Genomic DNA, 14,288 nt, shown 5'->3' with positions numbered 1-14,288 from the left:
TTTACTGTTGATTATTGTTTTATGTTAATAAACAAAGAGTATTAGATTTAATTTACATTTTCTCCTGACATTTTTAAAGCATGATTTGCTGTAAATGGAAGCACTGCTGAGGTGTTATCGACAGATGCTTTGGTTTCTTGCCAAAGTCTTTTGCTTAAGTTTTTTAGTGACTCTTTTTCTGAATTGACTAACCATTTCGCCACTTCTAAGGCGACGTTTGGGTAATTCACAGGTTGATGTATAGGTTGCTGTAGCCATTTTTCTAATTCCTGATTGGAAAATTGATTAATTAGGGTTGCACGCTGCATTTGCTTTAGTGCGAGTGCATTTGATAATTGTTCCATTTGTCGAGCTAATGGAATTAATAGCAGTTTTTGTCCAATTTGTAATGCTTCACTACAAAGTGCAAAGCCTGCGGCGGTAATAACTCCCGCACATTGAGTTTGTAATTTTTGAAAGTTTTTTCGAGAAAAGTGATACAACTTAATATGTTCGTATCCGGTATCGGTATTTTCACCATGAAAAATATGGAACTGATAATTTTTAAAAGGAGCGAACCAGTCAATTAATTTTTCTGCTGCGCAAAATGGGTAATACACTTGAATATGATGCTCGCTTAATCGTGTTTTCTCGGTATATGGGGCAATTATTGGTGGTAGTACATTATCATCGAAATGGTCCCAGTGTAAGCCGATCCCTGTGGTGGTTGGTGCAAAGTATTTTAGTATGGTTTCTGCTAACAGATTAGAACCTGCTCGTGGAATATTGGCAGAAAATGAGTTTTGATGAGACAGTCCAATTACCTTACGGCCTTGACGCTTGGCCGACCAGGCAGTGATAGGTTCGAAGTCATTAATAATAAGATCATAGCGATGAGTATCAAAATGGTAAACATCGCGAATAAACTGAGCAATATTATTTTTAAAAGCAGTTTTAAAATAGTTAAGGCTTCCATTGTCAATCGCTAGTGTTAATCCTGGAAATAATTGATAGTCTTCAAATATTTCCATATCAAACATGTCTTTTTTATCTCGCCCCGAAAATACCCAATCCACTTCAATATTTAATTGCTGAAATGCCTCGGCCATCATTCTGGCTCGAGTGGTGTGTCCATTTCCGGTTGCCTGTACGCCGTATAATATTTTCATAGGTCAAGTTTAACTGAGAGATTGGTTAATCAATTAAAAATACAAAATTATTAAATCAAATAGTAAATTTCGCCTGCCAGTAAAGCAGATAGAATACCTAAAGACATGCCCGCTAAAATATCACCAGGAAAGTGTACTCCTAGCAGTACTCGCGATAAACCAATACTCAGCGCCCAACAAATTGCCAAGATACCAAACACCGGAAAATAAATAATTAACTGGGTTGCCATAACAAAAGCGGCTGCCGTATGACCTGATGGAAAACTAAACTGATCAGAAGGCTTAATTCTCGCCTTAAAAGTACTAAAAAATGCTTGTGGGCGATTTCTTTTAAATTTATGTTTTAATAAAAAATACAGTTGTAATTCGATTGCATAAGCGACGATTGAGGAATAGATAAAATCCTGATTATTTTCTGCGTCATGGAGCAATGCACCCGCAGCAATCATCAAATAAAACCAGCCATCGCCAGTGAATGAAATAAATTTGGAGAGTGGCAAATGTTGACTGTGGCAAACTTTCTGTTGCACCCATAAAAATGCATTATTATCGAGCTGCTGAAATTGTGCTTTTAACATGCCCATAAGTTACTCACTGCCAAATTATTGAGACTTCATGCAAATCAATCATAATTACTCACTATCAATAGAATTATCGTTAATCAGTGTGACTAAAAAATGACCTTTTGATGACCCACGAGTGACAACTGTAAGCTGAATCTATTAATTGTCGAGAATGAATATTGATACCTTTAAGACTGATCTTTAGATATGACAAGCGCATGATATTCCATTGAATTTTGTGAAAATGAGACGCTCTTGGCAAGCGTCAAAACCGTTTCTTGTTGTTTACTTTAACCTGTACCTGGTTTGTGATAAGTCGCAATTTACATAAATTTATTTTGGCTTATTGGGCTGTTTTGTAGATAATAGCCGACCTTTGTTAAAAATATTTATTTACAGGTTGATAGCTTCGTATGTGGTTTCGAAATTTACACCTTTATCGTTTATCAAAATCTTTTGAATTAAGCGCTGATGAATTAGCAGAAAAATTAGACGATAAGCGTTTTCAACCTTGTGGTCGACAGGCGGAAGAAAGTGTTGGCTGGATTTCACCCATTCATCGTGAGCGTGACTATTTAATTCATGCCGGTGGCGGTGCTGTGTTGATTTGTATGCGGCGTGAACAAAAGGTCATACCAGCAAGTGCAGTGAAAGAAGCGGTGGAAGAAAAAGTTAAAGCGGTCGGTGAATCTATGGGACGTAAGGTTTATTCGAAAGAAAAGCAATCTATCAAAGAAGATATTATCAGCCAGATGTTGCCTAAAGCATTTGTAAGATCAACACATATCTGGGCTTACATTGATATAAAACGAAATTATTTAGTTTTAAATGCCGGGAGTGCTTCGGTAGCGGATAAGTTTTTTGAATTGCTGGTTGAAACGATTGGTTCATTTGGAGCAATTAAATTAGTCAGCGAAGAAAATCCAGCACTTATTCTCAATCATTGGCTCGAAGAAGGATTACCTGATGGTTGGGAATTGACGGGAGATTATGAATTAAAAGATCCGCAAGATGAACGGGTTGCCAAATTTAAAGATAACGAATCAGAAAATGGGGTGTTGGGAGATTTATTAGCGGATGGCTATTGGGTAAATAAATTAGGTATACGTTACAAAGGCTTATTAAAAGCCGTTATTCAACCTGATTTACAAATTAAAAATATTAAATTTATGGATGAGTTATTGGCAGAAAATGATCATGTTGATGGTGAAGATGAAATGGTTAAGTTTGATGCTGATTTTGTTTTAATGACACAAACTTTAGGTGAGTTTATCGGCGAAATTATTCATTTATTTAAAGTTTCCGATAGTTAATCGATATGTTTTTATTCAATACTTTTATGATTTGTTTATTACTATTTTCTTGCCAATTGATTCGCAAAATTAAAAACTAAACCTTATTTTGTTGATTTTTTATTGATACAAAATGGTGAATACTTAAAATTGTTTTGCTGGTTGGCTAAAGCCATTAACATTATCATTGATTGTTGATTGAGATTCGATCATAATCTCTTAAAATAATAAAAATTTAGATTAGTACTTTAGGGGGCATTTACAATGAACGCGGATAGATACGGTTCTTTGATAAAGTTCCTTGAAAAACAGTCACAGACTTATCCAGCCTGGTATAAGTTTAAAGTGCTCGCACTCTCGATGGTTGGGTTTTTATTTATTCTTTCGATGCTGGTGCTGGTAATTGGATTGGGCATCGGTATTTTTGCATTCGCACTGTTCACTAAAAATATTGTCGTTTTAAAATTGCTTGCCAAGTTTTTTTGGTTGCCGCTGGTTATAGCGTTTTATATTTTTAAAGCGCTGTTGGTCAAAATAGAAAAGCCTCAAGGGGTTGAATTAACAGCCAGTGAATTGCCCGAATTATTTTCTACAATTGACGAAATAAAAGATCGTCTCGGTACGCAAAAGATACATCATGTCATTTTAAATGACGAAATGAATGCCGCTGTCGTCACTATTCCAAAGTTGGGTTTGCTTGGATGGCGTATTAATTATTTGGTAATCGGTTTGCCATTAATGCAACTTTTGTCACCAGAAGAATTTAATTCGGTGCTCGCTCACGAACTTGGACATATTTCAAACCGCCACACAAGATTTAGCAATTGGGTCTATCGTGTGCGTATGACCTGGTTTCAACTTTTGGTTTCACTAGAGAAAAAACGCTCCTTTGTGACAAATATTTTTATTCGCTTTTTTAATTGGTATGCGCCTTTTTTCGATAATTATACTTTTGTGTTGGCACGTCAAAATGAGTATGAAGCCGATTCAGATGCCGCAAGAGTGACCTGTGGTAACGTTGCGGCTAGTGCGCTTATTCGAGTACATGCTTTTGGTCAGTTGGTCGAACAGGATTTTTGGCAATCTGTTTGGGATAAAGCCAAAGTAACTGCGATTCCTCCTGAGGATGTGTATTTTGATTTAAACAAAACAATTAATCAGGTAAAACAAGATGATGTTGAGCAAATGGTGGCCAAGGCGCTTGAGATAAAAACTGATACTCAAGATACCCATCCCTGTTTGTCTGATCGACTGAGTGCTTTACAATCTAAAAAGCAATTAATCTTAAAACAACAAAGCGCTAGTGAAGTTTATTTATCTTCACAATATTCTAAACTTGTTAATATTTTTAATCAGCAATGGCGTGAACTTGCTAAAGAGCATTGGCAGGAAATGTATGATTATTACCAGCAAGCCCGCAATAATTTGTTAAAGTTTGAGCATAAAGTTAATTCAAATGAAATTGAAGTTGATGAGATTGTTAAATATGCGCAAGCGGTAGAGGCGCTTCACTCTGCTGAAAACGCGATTGTTTATTATCGGCAGGCTTTGAAAATTGATCGAGATCATCCGACAGCAAATTATGGATTAGGATTTATTTTGCTCAATCAAAATGATGATAGTGGAGAAAAGTACTTAAGAAAAGCGATGCTTGTTAACCTATCGATGAAAGCAGAGCTCGCAGAAACATTGTATAACTATTTTCATTACCATCAAAATGTGGCAAAAGCCACTGAGTATGAAGCTTTATATGCAGAAGTTTGCCAGCAACAACAAGCAATGGAAAATAAGCTTGGCGAAGTTAATCGAAAGTCAGTGTTAATTGAACTTAAACTGGATAAAAAACTCAAACGAAAAATTACTCAGCAGTTGGGGGAGATATCAAATATTGGTAAAGTATGGTGTGCAGAAAAAATTACGCCTGATTATCCAGACACCCCTTGTATTGTGTTGGTGATTAAATTGAAAGGGTTTTGGATTAACGAACAAGATAAAATGTCAGAAGTGTTAAATAAAATACAGCTCCCTTGTTTTGCTTATGTGGCGACGACCGGGTTACATCGCTGGTTGAATCGAAAAATTAAGCAAGTACCAAATTCGCTATTATTTGATAGCCGATCAAGTTATCTTCCTTAGATTTTATTGAAGTTTGCTATTATTTGAACGTAGAAATAAAAAATTCTACTAAAAAAATTCTTATAAATTTCATTTTGAAATTGACGGTTCTTAAATATTTTAAGATCATCTATAATTCGTTTGGTCTCTTAATCATTGATATAAAACTATTTGAGATATTCCATGAACGAGGAACGAAGATTACACCAACGCTATCGCAAACGTGAGTGTATTACTGTCGATCTACTAGATGATGAAAAATTTAATGTCCCCATCGTACTTGATTGTCACTCACAAGATATTTCACCAACAGGATTAAAAGTATACGCTGATTATGCCTTGCCGCTGAATAAAGATATTGAACTGGTGATTAATATTCATGTAACGCGCCAAGAGTATGTGTTAGTAGGGCGAGGGCGCTGGCTCGAAACCTGGCAGGATAAAAATGAAAGACAAAAATATCTGGTCGGTATCGAATTGTCGGATAATCCTGAATCCGACATTCGAAAGTGGCAAAATTATTTTGATTTATTGTTTTGGTCAAATTAAAAACATAAAAAATTTCGGGTTAGTTATAAACTTTAATTGAGTTAGTTTGTAGGGCAAACCAGCTGAATATCCATTCAGTTTAATTTGCCGAGATATGTGGTTTTCACCTGAATTAATTTTGATGCACCGAAATATGTCCGTTCACATTTTCTAAATTCACTGCCATTGATGCATCGCCAGTCGTGCCTCGCATTTTTTCACCAATATAGCGATTCTTGATAATTTCTATATCGAAGTCATTGTCTAAAGAGCCACTAACAGTGCTCGCTTTAAGTAACATACCAGATGTTTTCGGTAAATATAAATCAATATCACCATTGACTGAATTTAATTGTATGGATTGGATTTTACTGGTATCCGCAACATAAATTTTTATATTGCCGTTTACCATTTTTACTTGCGTTGTATTGCCGAGGTCATTAGCAATCAGATTACCGTTAACCATATCTGCAAATAGTTTGCCTTTAACGCCTTTTATGGCCAGATTCCCATTCACCAGCTCAATATCAGCCAGATTGACATTTTGGGGAACTTTTAGCTGATAGTTGACTTCGACATAACCAGAATGATGATGTTGATTTTTCTGATATTGGGTTTTAATTTTTAGTGTATTCGTGTCGGCTTGAATATCGATATTGACTCGCTCTTTATGTGAATCATCTGAGGCGTTGATATGTGCATCCAGTGAAACTTGATCACATTGGCATGTAGTAATTTCAACATCGCCGTTGATATTTTCTAAATAAATTGAGCCTGTTGACTTGAGCGCAATGGTTTTGCTAATAGTTTCGGTCACTTTGGCTTGCGCATTTATTGCGATTATGCCAAATATCGAACTAACAAAAAGTATACCTAAAGTTGAAAGTCGAGACTGAATGGTGCTGGTTGGTTGATTAGTCCGCATAGTTGCTCCTCGTATTGGCTGATAAAGTTGAAGGTTAATTAATATCTTTAGCTAACTTGACGAGAGGCATAGGGAATTCGTTTAAAGCGCAAATGTAACAAATTATGAGTTTGCTTAAAGCAATTGCGTGACGTTGCGAGAAAGATTGGAGTGCAAATTAGAATTGACCTATTCTCGGCTTGGTTAACTGGGAATAGGCTGATTTTGTGTATTGATTTAAGCCTCGGTCAGATGTTGAATAACCCATTGCTGTAATTGAGGCAGTGGAAATGCACCGGATGTTCGGGCTAACTCTTCTCCATCACGATAAAGTGCCAATGTTGGAATTGAGCGAATATTAAAGTCCATTGCCGTTTGTTGATTATCTTGCGTATCAACTTTGAGTAAACGTAACTGATTACCAACAATTTTTGCCATTTCTTTAAATGTCGGCGCAAATGATAAACAGGGTCCACACCAGGGGGCCCAAAAATCAATCAGAACCGGAATACCTGAATTTTCAATGTGCCGAATCAGATTGGTGCTATTAACATTAATTGGTTCTCCACTGAATAAGTGACTTTTGCATTGGGCACAGATAGGTGTATCGTCCAGCCTTTCAGCGGGAAACTGATTGATGGTATGGCATTCGCCGCATACCAGACGAATTTTTTGCGTATTCAAGAGCGCTCGTCCTGTGTTGTTAAGTAAATAATGTTGTTAAGTAAATAATAAAGTAAATGATGTTTTGTTAGCTTCAGAGCATTATCCGACTAGTATTCTGCTTGTTGTAACATAATTAATGTACAGTGGGTAACCACTTGAATACCTGCAGCAGAGAGTTTTTCTATTGCTAAAGTTGATTCGGTTCCTGGATTAAATATGACCCGCTTGGGAGCCAGTTGAATAATGGCATTGATTTGTTCGTTAACCAGATTTGGATTAATATAGAGCGTTACTGTGTCGACTTTTCCCGTTATATCACTGAGTTGCGCTAAGCTACTGATACCGTCTACCGTAATTGGGCGTCTGGCAATTAAAATAACTGGGTGGCCATGGGCGATTAATTGTTTACAGGCTTTATAAGCATAGCGAGAAGGATCATCACTTGCGCCCAGAATAGCTGTCGTCTTAGACGAATTATTAGTGTCTTGCATTGATGATGCCTCTTAAGATAAGTCGAAAACTGACGTATATAATACTGAAATTATCGTTAATATGTCGAATATGGAAGTTTTATTGACACAATATAATTCCATTATAAAACTTGAATTATCATGGGTAAAACCCAAGTGCGGTTAAGATTGTTTTAATCCGCAGGTGTTGGGCAACGATTATAATAGCGTTAATAGTAAAAAGCATTGATAGTTCAGTCGATATCTTTAGGCTTTGTTGGTTTAAATTGATATTTACTGGATTCTCAATTCGTTGTTAAATTAATAATTTGTTCAGGAAAAGACTAAATGGCTGGATCGAGCTTACTTGCACTTTTAGATGACATCGCTACCGTGTTAGATGATGTTGCTGTTTTAACCAAGGTGGCGGCAAAGAAAACTGCTGGCGTGTTAGGCGATGATTTGGCTTTAAATGCAGAACAAGTCAGTGGCATTCGTGCTGAACGTGAAATTCCCGTGGTTTGGGCTGTTGCCAAAGGCTCTTTTAAAAACAAATTAATTTTGGTTCCAGCGGCGTTGCTTATTAGTGCCTTTATTCCCTGGCTAATTTTGCCTTTACTGATGGTGGGGGGCTTGTACTTATGTTTTGAAGGGATTGAAAAAATTACCCATAGCTTATTTCATTCAAAGGAAGAAAAGGATAAGCAGCATCAAGAAATAGTCAATGCATTACGTAATCCAAAAGTTGATTTGGTTGCTTTTGAAAAAAATAAAATTAAAGGTGCGATTCGTACTGATTTCATTCTATCGGCTGAAATTATTGTTATTGCGCTGGGTACGGTTAAAGATGCGGAGTTTGTCACGCAGGTTTCGGTGGTTTCAGGAATTGCAATTTTAATTACTGTTGTTGTTTATGGATTAGTTGCAGGAATTGTTAAGTTAGATGATGCTGGTTTTTACTTGATTAAACGACAAGGTGAACATTTAGGGGCTCGACTAAAACGGGCTGTCGGACGTGGATTACTTGTATTTGCCCCATTTTTAATGAAAATGTTGTCTATTGTTGGAACGGCTGCAATGTTTTTAGTCGGTGGCGGTATTATTATTCATGGTATTCCATTGATTGAGTCAATTGGTCATCACCTCGAAACCTGGATGCAGTCGATTACAACAGTTGGAGCAATGCTGGGCCTTTTGGCGCCCGTTTTATATAGTGGCGTAATTGGCATTATGGCTGGAATAGTTGTATTTGCCATTGTTGGTGTCGGTCAAAAATTGTTTACCAAAAAAACGTTAACTGAATAGCTTGATTGGTGAGAGAAAGACTGTTTGAGAACAACACTATTTAAGAGCATTTTGGTCTGTTCGATAATATAAGAAGACAATTATATGAGTTATAACATGGCGCACATTTGATGCGCCCAGTTAACTGAGTTTTCGTGAGCAGAAAACAGTTCAATTAATTGTTCTTCGGGCAAGTGATGAGTTGCTAACCAATCTGATTTTTCTGCGGCTATTACCAATTTCAATACTTCTCCTTTTGTACCTTTTTCCTCGAGTAGTGCCTCATTAATTTCAGTTGCCAGATCCAGCTTTTGAATGAGCCAGGCTTTATCGGCAAGCAGCACTGCATCGATACCTGAAAATAACCCTACCGTAAAAAAACTTTCAGGTTTTTCATAATTTTGGCTGATTGCAAAGAGTTCACAACTTCGTGCGCGCTGCAGCAATATCTGAAATAGTGCCGATGACTGAGTCGATGAATTAGATAATGCCATCGCCATTGCCCACTTTTTAACTTGCTCTAGTCCCAAAAAAATGACAGCTTCTTTAAGGCTACTGACTTTTCTTGGTAGGCGACATAAAGGGCTATTAATGATTTTGAGTATTTGGTAACTTAGTTTGGTATCGCGTGATATCGAATGACACAGGCTATCAATATTGAGTTGTGGTTCTTGTAGCTTGGCGACAATTTGCAAGGCGATTTCTGAGGAGTTGCTGATCTTTTTGCCGTAGACTGGTTGAGGGCGTTCGAGATAAAAGCCCTGGTATAATTCAAAGCCAATATTCCGGCAGTATTCATATTGCGCATGTTCTTCGACTTTTTCGGCTAAAAACAGTGGTCTTTTAGGGGTTTGCGCAAGCACGTTGTGTTCGAGATCTTGCATACTGTCTTTGAGCGTGACCTCTGAAATATGCTGCAAATCAATCTTAATGTAGTTGGCGAGTGGCACGAGTGGGTCGTATTCGTGTCTGAAACTATAGTCATCCAATGCAAATTCATAGCCTTTTGATTTTAGCTCAATGACTCGGTTGACTAATCGATCATCAACAATGGTATTTTCCAATATTTCAATCACTACACGAGATGGTTCTAATGGGAAGAAATAATCGGAAAGAATTAACTGGCGGGTGAGATTAATAAATATTTTTACATAAGGCGCATCTTCGTTGTTTAAAATACCACCACAATAGTTGATAAGAAGTTCACTGGTTGCTTTGTTGCCATCCTCAAAAACTGCAAAATTCGGATTGATACCACGATATAAAAGTTCGTAGCCATAAAGCTTATTATTTCCATCAAAAATAGGTTGGCGCGCAAAGAGTAAGTCATTTTCCACCGGATTCATCATTTTTTACTACTTATATCAACGGCTTTAAGGCAATGTCGGTGTCCATACTTTATTGGTTTTACCTTGTAGATAAGGTTTGAATAAGAGTTGAACAACTGATTCGAACTATTCATTAGACATAGTCTTAGTGTAGTTGAGATTAGTACAATGTCCAGCGGCCGTTATTCCAATTTTTGTTGATGGGTTTTATAATCCAGATCCAGTGAATCGATGAAAACTTTATAGAATTTAAGGGGATATTATGCAACGCCTACAACTAACAAAGGGTAAATCGTGGACGATAAGTGCGCTTTTTATCAGTGCATTGATAGTGTTAATGAGTGGCTGTACTCAGGAAAACTCAACGCTGGTTGCCGTTAAACAATTTATTCAACAGCAAAAAATTGATCAGTCTGCTGCGGATTGGCGTACCAAATTACCAAAACCCCCCCAATTTAAATTTGAACAGGGGCAAACATTCTATTGGGATCTGCAAACTAACAAAGGTTTGTTGTCGATTAAACTGATGCCATCGATTGCGCCGATGCATGTATCGAGTACCATGTATTTGACCCAGTTAGGCTATTATGATGGACTGGTTTTTCACCGAGTGATTAACGGATTTATGGCGCAGGGGGGCGATCCTTTAGGTAATGGTACAGGCGGACCCGGCTATCAATATGGTGGTGAATTTAGTCCAGAAGCCAAACATAATAAAGCTGGCATGTTAAGTATGGCAAATCGGGGTCCTAACACCGATGGCTCTCAATTTTTTATTACTTTTAAGGCGACTCCATATCTAGACGGTCGGCATACGATTTTTGGTGAGTTGGTTAATGGTATGGATACATTGAAAGTTATTGAAGGACTCGGTTCATATAGTGGACAAACCAAAGAAGAAGTTAAGATTGTTACAGCGAAAATTCGAATTGTCGAGTCTTAGATAGTTCGGTTCGTTAGACAGGATTAAACAAATAGATAAATTGATACGCTGCTTAAAATGAGCAGCGTATCAATTGAGGTCAGGTCCGATCCAGGTCAGGTCTAAGCTAGATCAAATCTCATGTAAGGCACATTCTTAATGTTGGTTATTTCAGGGATTCATCATGTTATCGCGTGCGGCTTTAAACTCGGTCCCTTCACGCCAGTTAGGCCATTGTTTGGTTTGTGCAAGTAGATACCCTGTTTCATAGTAAAGCTGCAGATCTGCGATAACGCCATCCCATCCCCAGCTTTCTTGATATTCGTCGCATTCCTGGTGATAGCATTGACCGACCATTTTGCCGACTGACTCAGCAATTTTTGCCTGAGCATCATTAAGTGGTTGACTTCCACCTCCTGCACTTAAGCCCGGAACCCCTTTTTTGGCCAAACTAAAATGATCTGACCGATAATAGTAGCCACGTTCAGGTGTCGGTTCAGGGGATAATACCCGATTTTGTCTTTGTGCTGCTTGACTCAAGTAATCTTCCAGTTCCGATTTACCAAATCCAACAACTCTGACATCTTTTTTTAACCCGGTAATATTTAAACTGTCCATATTAATCAAGCCAACAATCTGATTGAGTGGCATTGTTGGATGGTTGGCAAAATAGCGAGAACCCAAGCGTCCTTGTTCTTCTGCGGTAACAGCAATAAAGGTGACTGAGCGATCTAATGGTTGTTTGAGCGAACGAAAAGCTTTAGCTATCGCAATTATTCCGGCCGTTCCACTGGCATTATCATGAGCACCATTAAAAATGCGAGTTTCACCATTAACGGTTGTTGTACCTAAATGATCCCAGTGTGCCATATAGATAATATGTTCATTGGGGCGTTTTTTACCGGGCAGGGTGGCGATAATATTGTTAGAAGACGATGACTCGATTTCGTTGTTAAGTTTAATTGAGGCGTTTAAATTTAATGGAACCGCTTTAAAGTCTTTGTTTTTAGCTTGTTGTTTGAGTGTTTCAAAATTGAGCTTGGCTTGTTGAAATAATGCTTTGGCTTGTTCAATGGTGATCCACATTTCAACATCGAGTACTGGCTCATTGACCTCACTAGCCGGTAAATGGTATTGCGCACCGGACCAGCTACTTTCAATGACATTCCAGCCATAACTGGCAGGTTGGGTTTCGTGTATGATTATGGCGCCGGCGGCACCTTGACGGGCGGCTTCTTCATATTTATAAATCCAGCGCCCATAATAAGTCATTGTGTTTCCATTAAATAACTCTGGGTCTTGTGTCGCGTAGCCAGGATCGTTTACCAATACAACAACGGTTTTTCCCTTAACGTCGATACCTGCATAGTCATTCCAACCGTATTCTGGCGCATTAACGCCATAACCGACAAAAATTAACTCTGATTGGTTTAAAGACACTTGTGATTGAGTTTTACGGCTGTTAGCAACAAATTCAGTTAAATAGTTGAGTGTTTTATTACCCAGTTTTAATTGTGAGGTAGGTGTACTTACAATCGAGGTGAGTGGCACCTTTTGTAAAAAACTTTTGCCGTTGCCTGGGGATAGTCCCATTTTGGTGAATTCATTTACCAATAATTCGGTCGTTAATTTATCACCTTGAGTTGCTGGTGCGCGCCCTCCAAATTCATCTGAGGCCAGCAGTTTGATATGGCTTTTAATTTCTGTCAGATTAAAGTGATGATAACCTTTTTCAAAATCATCTGTTTTTTGGTTATCAGATAAAACAGCACTGGAATAACCGAGAAAAAATACTAAAATCGTTTTGCATAAAAAACCTATTTTGGATAAAAAGTTTTTTGTATATAAAAGACGAGTTTTGGATAGCAAAAAAACTAATAAAAAAGATCGGAATAAATACATGCGCTCAGCAACTCCAAAATGAATAAAAAATGAGAAAACAGTAACTACACTAATAATTGAATATAATTGAATATAATTGAATATAATTGAATATAATTGAATATAGTCCTATTCAAGTTACTGATTTGAAATGCTATGTTGAGTATAGCGCAACTTAAGTTGATTGATCTGTTGACTGAATTGATTACTTTATTGAGTCAGCAAATTGGAATGCAATTGTTACGCTATATCATTGAATGGTTTATTTTTTTAGTGGTTTAATAAACTTTAGCGTCATTCTGTCGCTTTCACCTATCTCGAGGTATTTTTCTTTATCTTTTCCGTTTAAGCTTGGTGGTAAAGTCCAAACTCCGTTTGCATAATCTTTGGTGTCTTTAACGTTAGCATTGATTTCTGATTGATCAACAAGTTTAAAACCAACCTTTTCTGCCAGTGTAATAACTTCAGATTGATTTAGATAACCCATTTTACCGCTGGTATCTGGGGTTGCTTTACCGGCTCTATGTTGCACTAAACCAAAAGTTCCACCTGGCTTTAACGCTTTAAAGATCGCTTTATAGACAGCTTCGGAATAACCTCGTTGATGCCAGTTGTGAGTATTTCTAAATGATAAAATCAAATCGGCTGACTCTGGTTTTGCAAAGTCCAATTGCTCAGGTGGTTGCATAATACCATGTTGCACCTTGCCATAAACTTCTGGCTTATCTGAAAGTTTTTTATGAAACCGAGTTGCACTGCGTCGGTAATACTCGGATTCAGAATTTACATCATAACCTGCGGCTATGTATTTACCGTTATCTTTTAAATAAGGCGCCAGTATTTCTGTATACCAGCCGCCTCCAGGAGATATTTCTACCACTGTCATTGTATCTTTTATACCAAAAAAACTAAGTGTTTCAATTGGATGACGATATTTATCACGTTCAGTGTATGTGGGGGTGCGGTGTTTTCCAGCAACGACGTCGACAAGCTTTTTATCGACGGTTGCCGCTTGTCCAAAACTAAAGTTAAACATCACTAAAATGAAAAGTGAGAGTTTAATGACGGTATTTATTTTATTTTGCATTTGTCAGATCCTTATTAGTGTTTTTCAAAGAAATCAATCTCAGGTGTAAGTAAGCTGTATTTTTTTTAATTTTTGACTAAATTATACCTTACGGAGTACATCTTGATCTTGCAGTAGCATC

General features: G+C 37.4%; 13 protein-coding genes. 5 read left to right on the top strand and 8 right to left on the bottom strand.

The genetic code is table 11. The features are described 5' to 3' along the window. Positions 1–47: 47 nt before the first annotated feature. Both ABVT42_RS11400 and ABVT42_RS11395 read right to left on the bottom strand, forming a co-directional pair. Positions 48–1,148 carry an MJ1255/VC2487 family glycosyltransferase gene (locus ABVT42_RS11400; RefSeq protein WP_353895662.1) on the bottom strand — a complete coding sequence of 367 codons (1,101 nt, stop codon included), beginning with the start codon at positions 1,146–1,148 and terminating at the stop codon, positions 48–50. Between the two features lie 50 nt (positions 1,149–1,198). Next, on the bottom strand, positions 1,199–1,732 hold the full coding sequence (locus ABVT42_RS11395) for a phosphatase PAP2 family protein (protein WP_353895663.1): 534 nt from the start codon (positions 1,730–1,732) through the stop codon (positions 1,199–1,201). Positions 1,733–2,124: 392 nt separating this feature from the next. On the opposite strand from ABVT42_RS11395, the gene ABVT42_RS11390 reads away from it, so the two are divergent. The 3 genes from ABVT42_RS11390 (at position 2,125) to ABVT42_RS11380 (ending at position 5,667) form a co-directional block, all read left to right on the top strand. Beyond that, positions 2,125–3,024: a recombination-associated protein RdgC gene (locus ABVT42_RS11390; protein WP_353895664.1), complete on the top strand. Its 900-nt coding sequence runs from the start codon at positions 2,125–2,127 to the stop codon at positions 3,022–3,024. A 243-nt stretch (positions 3,025–3,267) separates the two neighbouring features. After that, the gene (locus ABVT42_RS11385) at positions 3,268–5,139 is read left to right on the top strand and encodes a M48 family metalloprotease (protein WP_353895665.1); all 1,872 of its coding nucleotides are present in this window, start codon (positions 3,268–3,270) and stop codon (positions 5,137–5,139) included. 162 nt (positions 5,140–5,301) lie between these two features. Next, positions 5,302–5,667, top strand: coding sequence for a PilZ domain-containing protein (locus ABVT42_RS11380; protein ID WP_353895666.1), 366 nt, complete (start codon positions 5,302–5,304; stop codon positions 5,665–5,667). Between the two features lie 112 nt (positions 5,668–5,779). On the opposite strand, the gene ABVT42_RS11375 is transcribed toward ABVT42_RS11380, so the two are convergent. The 3 genes from ABVT42_RS11375 to ABVT42_RS11365 form a co-directional block, all read right to left on the bottom strand. Next, complete coding sequence (locus tag ABVT42_RS11375; RefSeq protein WP_353895667.1) at positions 5,780–6,571, bottom strand: DUF4097 family beta strand repeat-containing protein; 792 nt, start codon at positions 6,569–6,571, stop codon at positions 5,780–5,782. Positions 6,572–6,787: 216 nt separating this feature from the next. Further along, entirely contained in the window at positions 6,788–7,234 is a 447-nt protein-coding gene (gene trxC / locus ABVT42_RS11370; protein ID WP_353895668.1) for a thioredoxin TrxC, read from the bottom strand. Positions 7,235–7,323: 89 nt separating this feature from the next. Continuing rightward, positions 7,324–7,707, bottom strand: coding sequence for a CoA-binding protein (locus tag ABVT42_RS11365; protein ID WP_353895669.1), 384 nt, complete (start codon positions 7,705–7,707; stop codon positions 7,324–7,326). Positions 7,708–8,013: 306 nt separating this feature from the next. Between ABVT42_RS11365 and ABVT42_RS11360 the strand changes: the two genes are divergently transcribed. After that, entirely contained in the window at positions 8,014–8,970 is a 957-nt protein-coding gene (locus ABVT42_RS11360; protein WP_353895670.1) for a DUF808 domain-containing protein, read from the top strand. 89 nt (positions 8,971–9,059) lie between these two features. Here ABVT42_RS11360 and ABVT42_RS11355 read toward each other — a convergent pair whose 3' ends face one another. Beyond that, positions 9,060–10,298, bottom strand: coding sequence for an EAL and HDOD domain-containing protein (locus ABVT42_RS11355; protein WP_353895671.1), 1,239 nt, complete (start codon positions 10,296–10,298; stop codon positions 9,060–9,062). A 241-nt stretch (positions 10,299–10,539) separates the two neighbouring features. On the opposite strand from ABVT42_RS11355, the gene ABVT42_RS11350 reads away from it, so the two are divergent. Then, positions 10,540–11,220, top strand: a complete 681-nt coding sequence (locus tag ABVT42_RS11350; RefSeq protein WP_353895672.1) for a peptidylprolyl isomerase — start codon at positions 10,540–10,542, stop codon at positions 11,218–11,220. Positions 11,221–11,370: 150 nt separating this feature from the next. Here ABVT42_RS11350 and ABVT42_RS11345 read toward each other — a convergent pair whose 3' ends face one another. Together ABVT42_RS11345 and ABVT42_RS11340 are read right to left on the bottom strand one after the other, a co-directional pair. Then, the gene (locus ABVT42_RS11345) at positions 11,371–13,101 is read right to left on the bottom strand and encodes a M28 family metallopeptidase (protein ID WP_353895673.1); all 1,731 of its coding nucleotides are present in this window, start codon (positions 13,099–13,101) and stop codon (positions 11,371–11,373) included. 241 nt (positions 13,102–13,342) lie between these two features. After that, positions 13,343–14,167 (bottom strand): class I SAM-dependent methyltransferase, encoded by an 825-nt coding sequence (locus tag ABVT42_RS11340; RefSeq protein ID WP_353895674.1) that lies wholly within the window; start codon positions 14,165–14,167, stop codon positions 13,343–13,345. Between the last annotated feature and the right edge of the window lie 121 nt (positions 14,168–14,288).

It is taken from the genome of Aliikangiella maris (assembly GCF_040719265.1).
Classification (GTDB): Bacteria; Pseudomonadota; Gammaproteobacteria; order Enterobacterales; family Kangiellaceae; genus Aliikangiella; species Aliikangiella maris.
The sequence above is the reverse complement of the archived record's forward strand: the minus strand, read 5'-3'. Positions and strand labels throughout refer to the sequence as shown.

Excerpts from the sequence above, each read along its gene's own strand:
- ABVT42_RS11390 (WP_353895664.1), top strand. The coding sequence starts at position 2,125 with ATGTGGTTTCGAAATTTACACCTTTATCGTTTATCAAAATCTTTTGAA.
- ABVT42_RS11400 (WP_353895662.1), bottom strand. The coding sequence starts at position 1,148 with ATGAAAATATTATACGGCGTACAGGCAACCGGAAATGGACACACCACT.
- ABVT42_RS11340 (WP_353895674.1), bottom strand. The coding sequence starts at position 14,167 with ATGCAAAATAAAATAAATACCGTCATTAAACTCTCACTTTTCATTTTA.
- ABVT42_RS11355 (WP_353895671.1), bottom strand. The coding sequence starts at position 10,298 with ATGATGAATCCGGTGGAAAATGACTTACTCTTTGCGCGCCAACCTATT.
- ABVT42_RS11395 (WP_353895663.1), bottom strand. The coding sequence starts at position 1,732 with ATGGGCATGTTAAAAGCACAATTTCAGCAGCTCGATAATAATGCATTT.
- ABVT42_RS11380 (WP_353895666.1), top strand. The coding sequence starts at position 5,302 with ATGAACGAGGAACGAAGATTACACCAACGCTATCGCAAACGTGAGTGT.
- ABVT42_RS11345 (WP_353895673.1), bottom strand. The coding sequence starts at position 13,101 with ATGTATTTATTCCGATCTTTTTTATTAGTTTTTTTGCTATCCAAAACT.
- ABVT42_RS11360 (WP_353895670.1), top strand. The coding sequence starts at position 8,014 with ATGGCTGGATCGAGCTTACTTGCACTTTTAGATGACATCGCTACCGTG.
- ABVT42_RS11365 (WP_353895669.1), bottom strand. The coding sequence starts at position 7,707 with ATGCAAGACACTAATAATTCGTCTAAGACGACAGCTATTCTGGGCGCA.
- ABVT42_RS11350 (WP_353895672.1), top strand. The coding sequence starts at position 10,540 with ATGCAACGCCTACAACTAACAAAGGGTAAATCGTGGACGATAAGTGCG.
- ABVT42_RS11375 (WP_353895667.1), bottom strand. The coding sequence starts at position 6,571 with ATGCGGACTAATCAACCAACCAGCACCATTCAGTCTCGACTTTCAACT.
- ABVT42_RS11385 (WP_353895665.1), top strand. The coding sequence starts at position 3,268 with ATGAACGCGGATAGATACGGTTCTTTGATAAAGTTCCTTGAAAAACAG.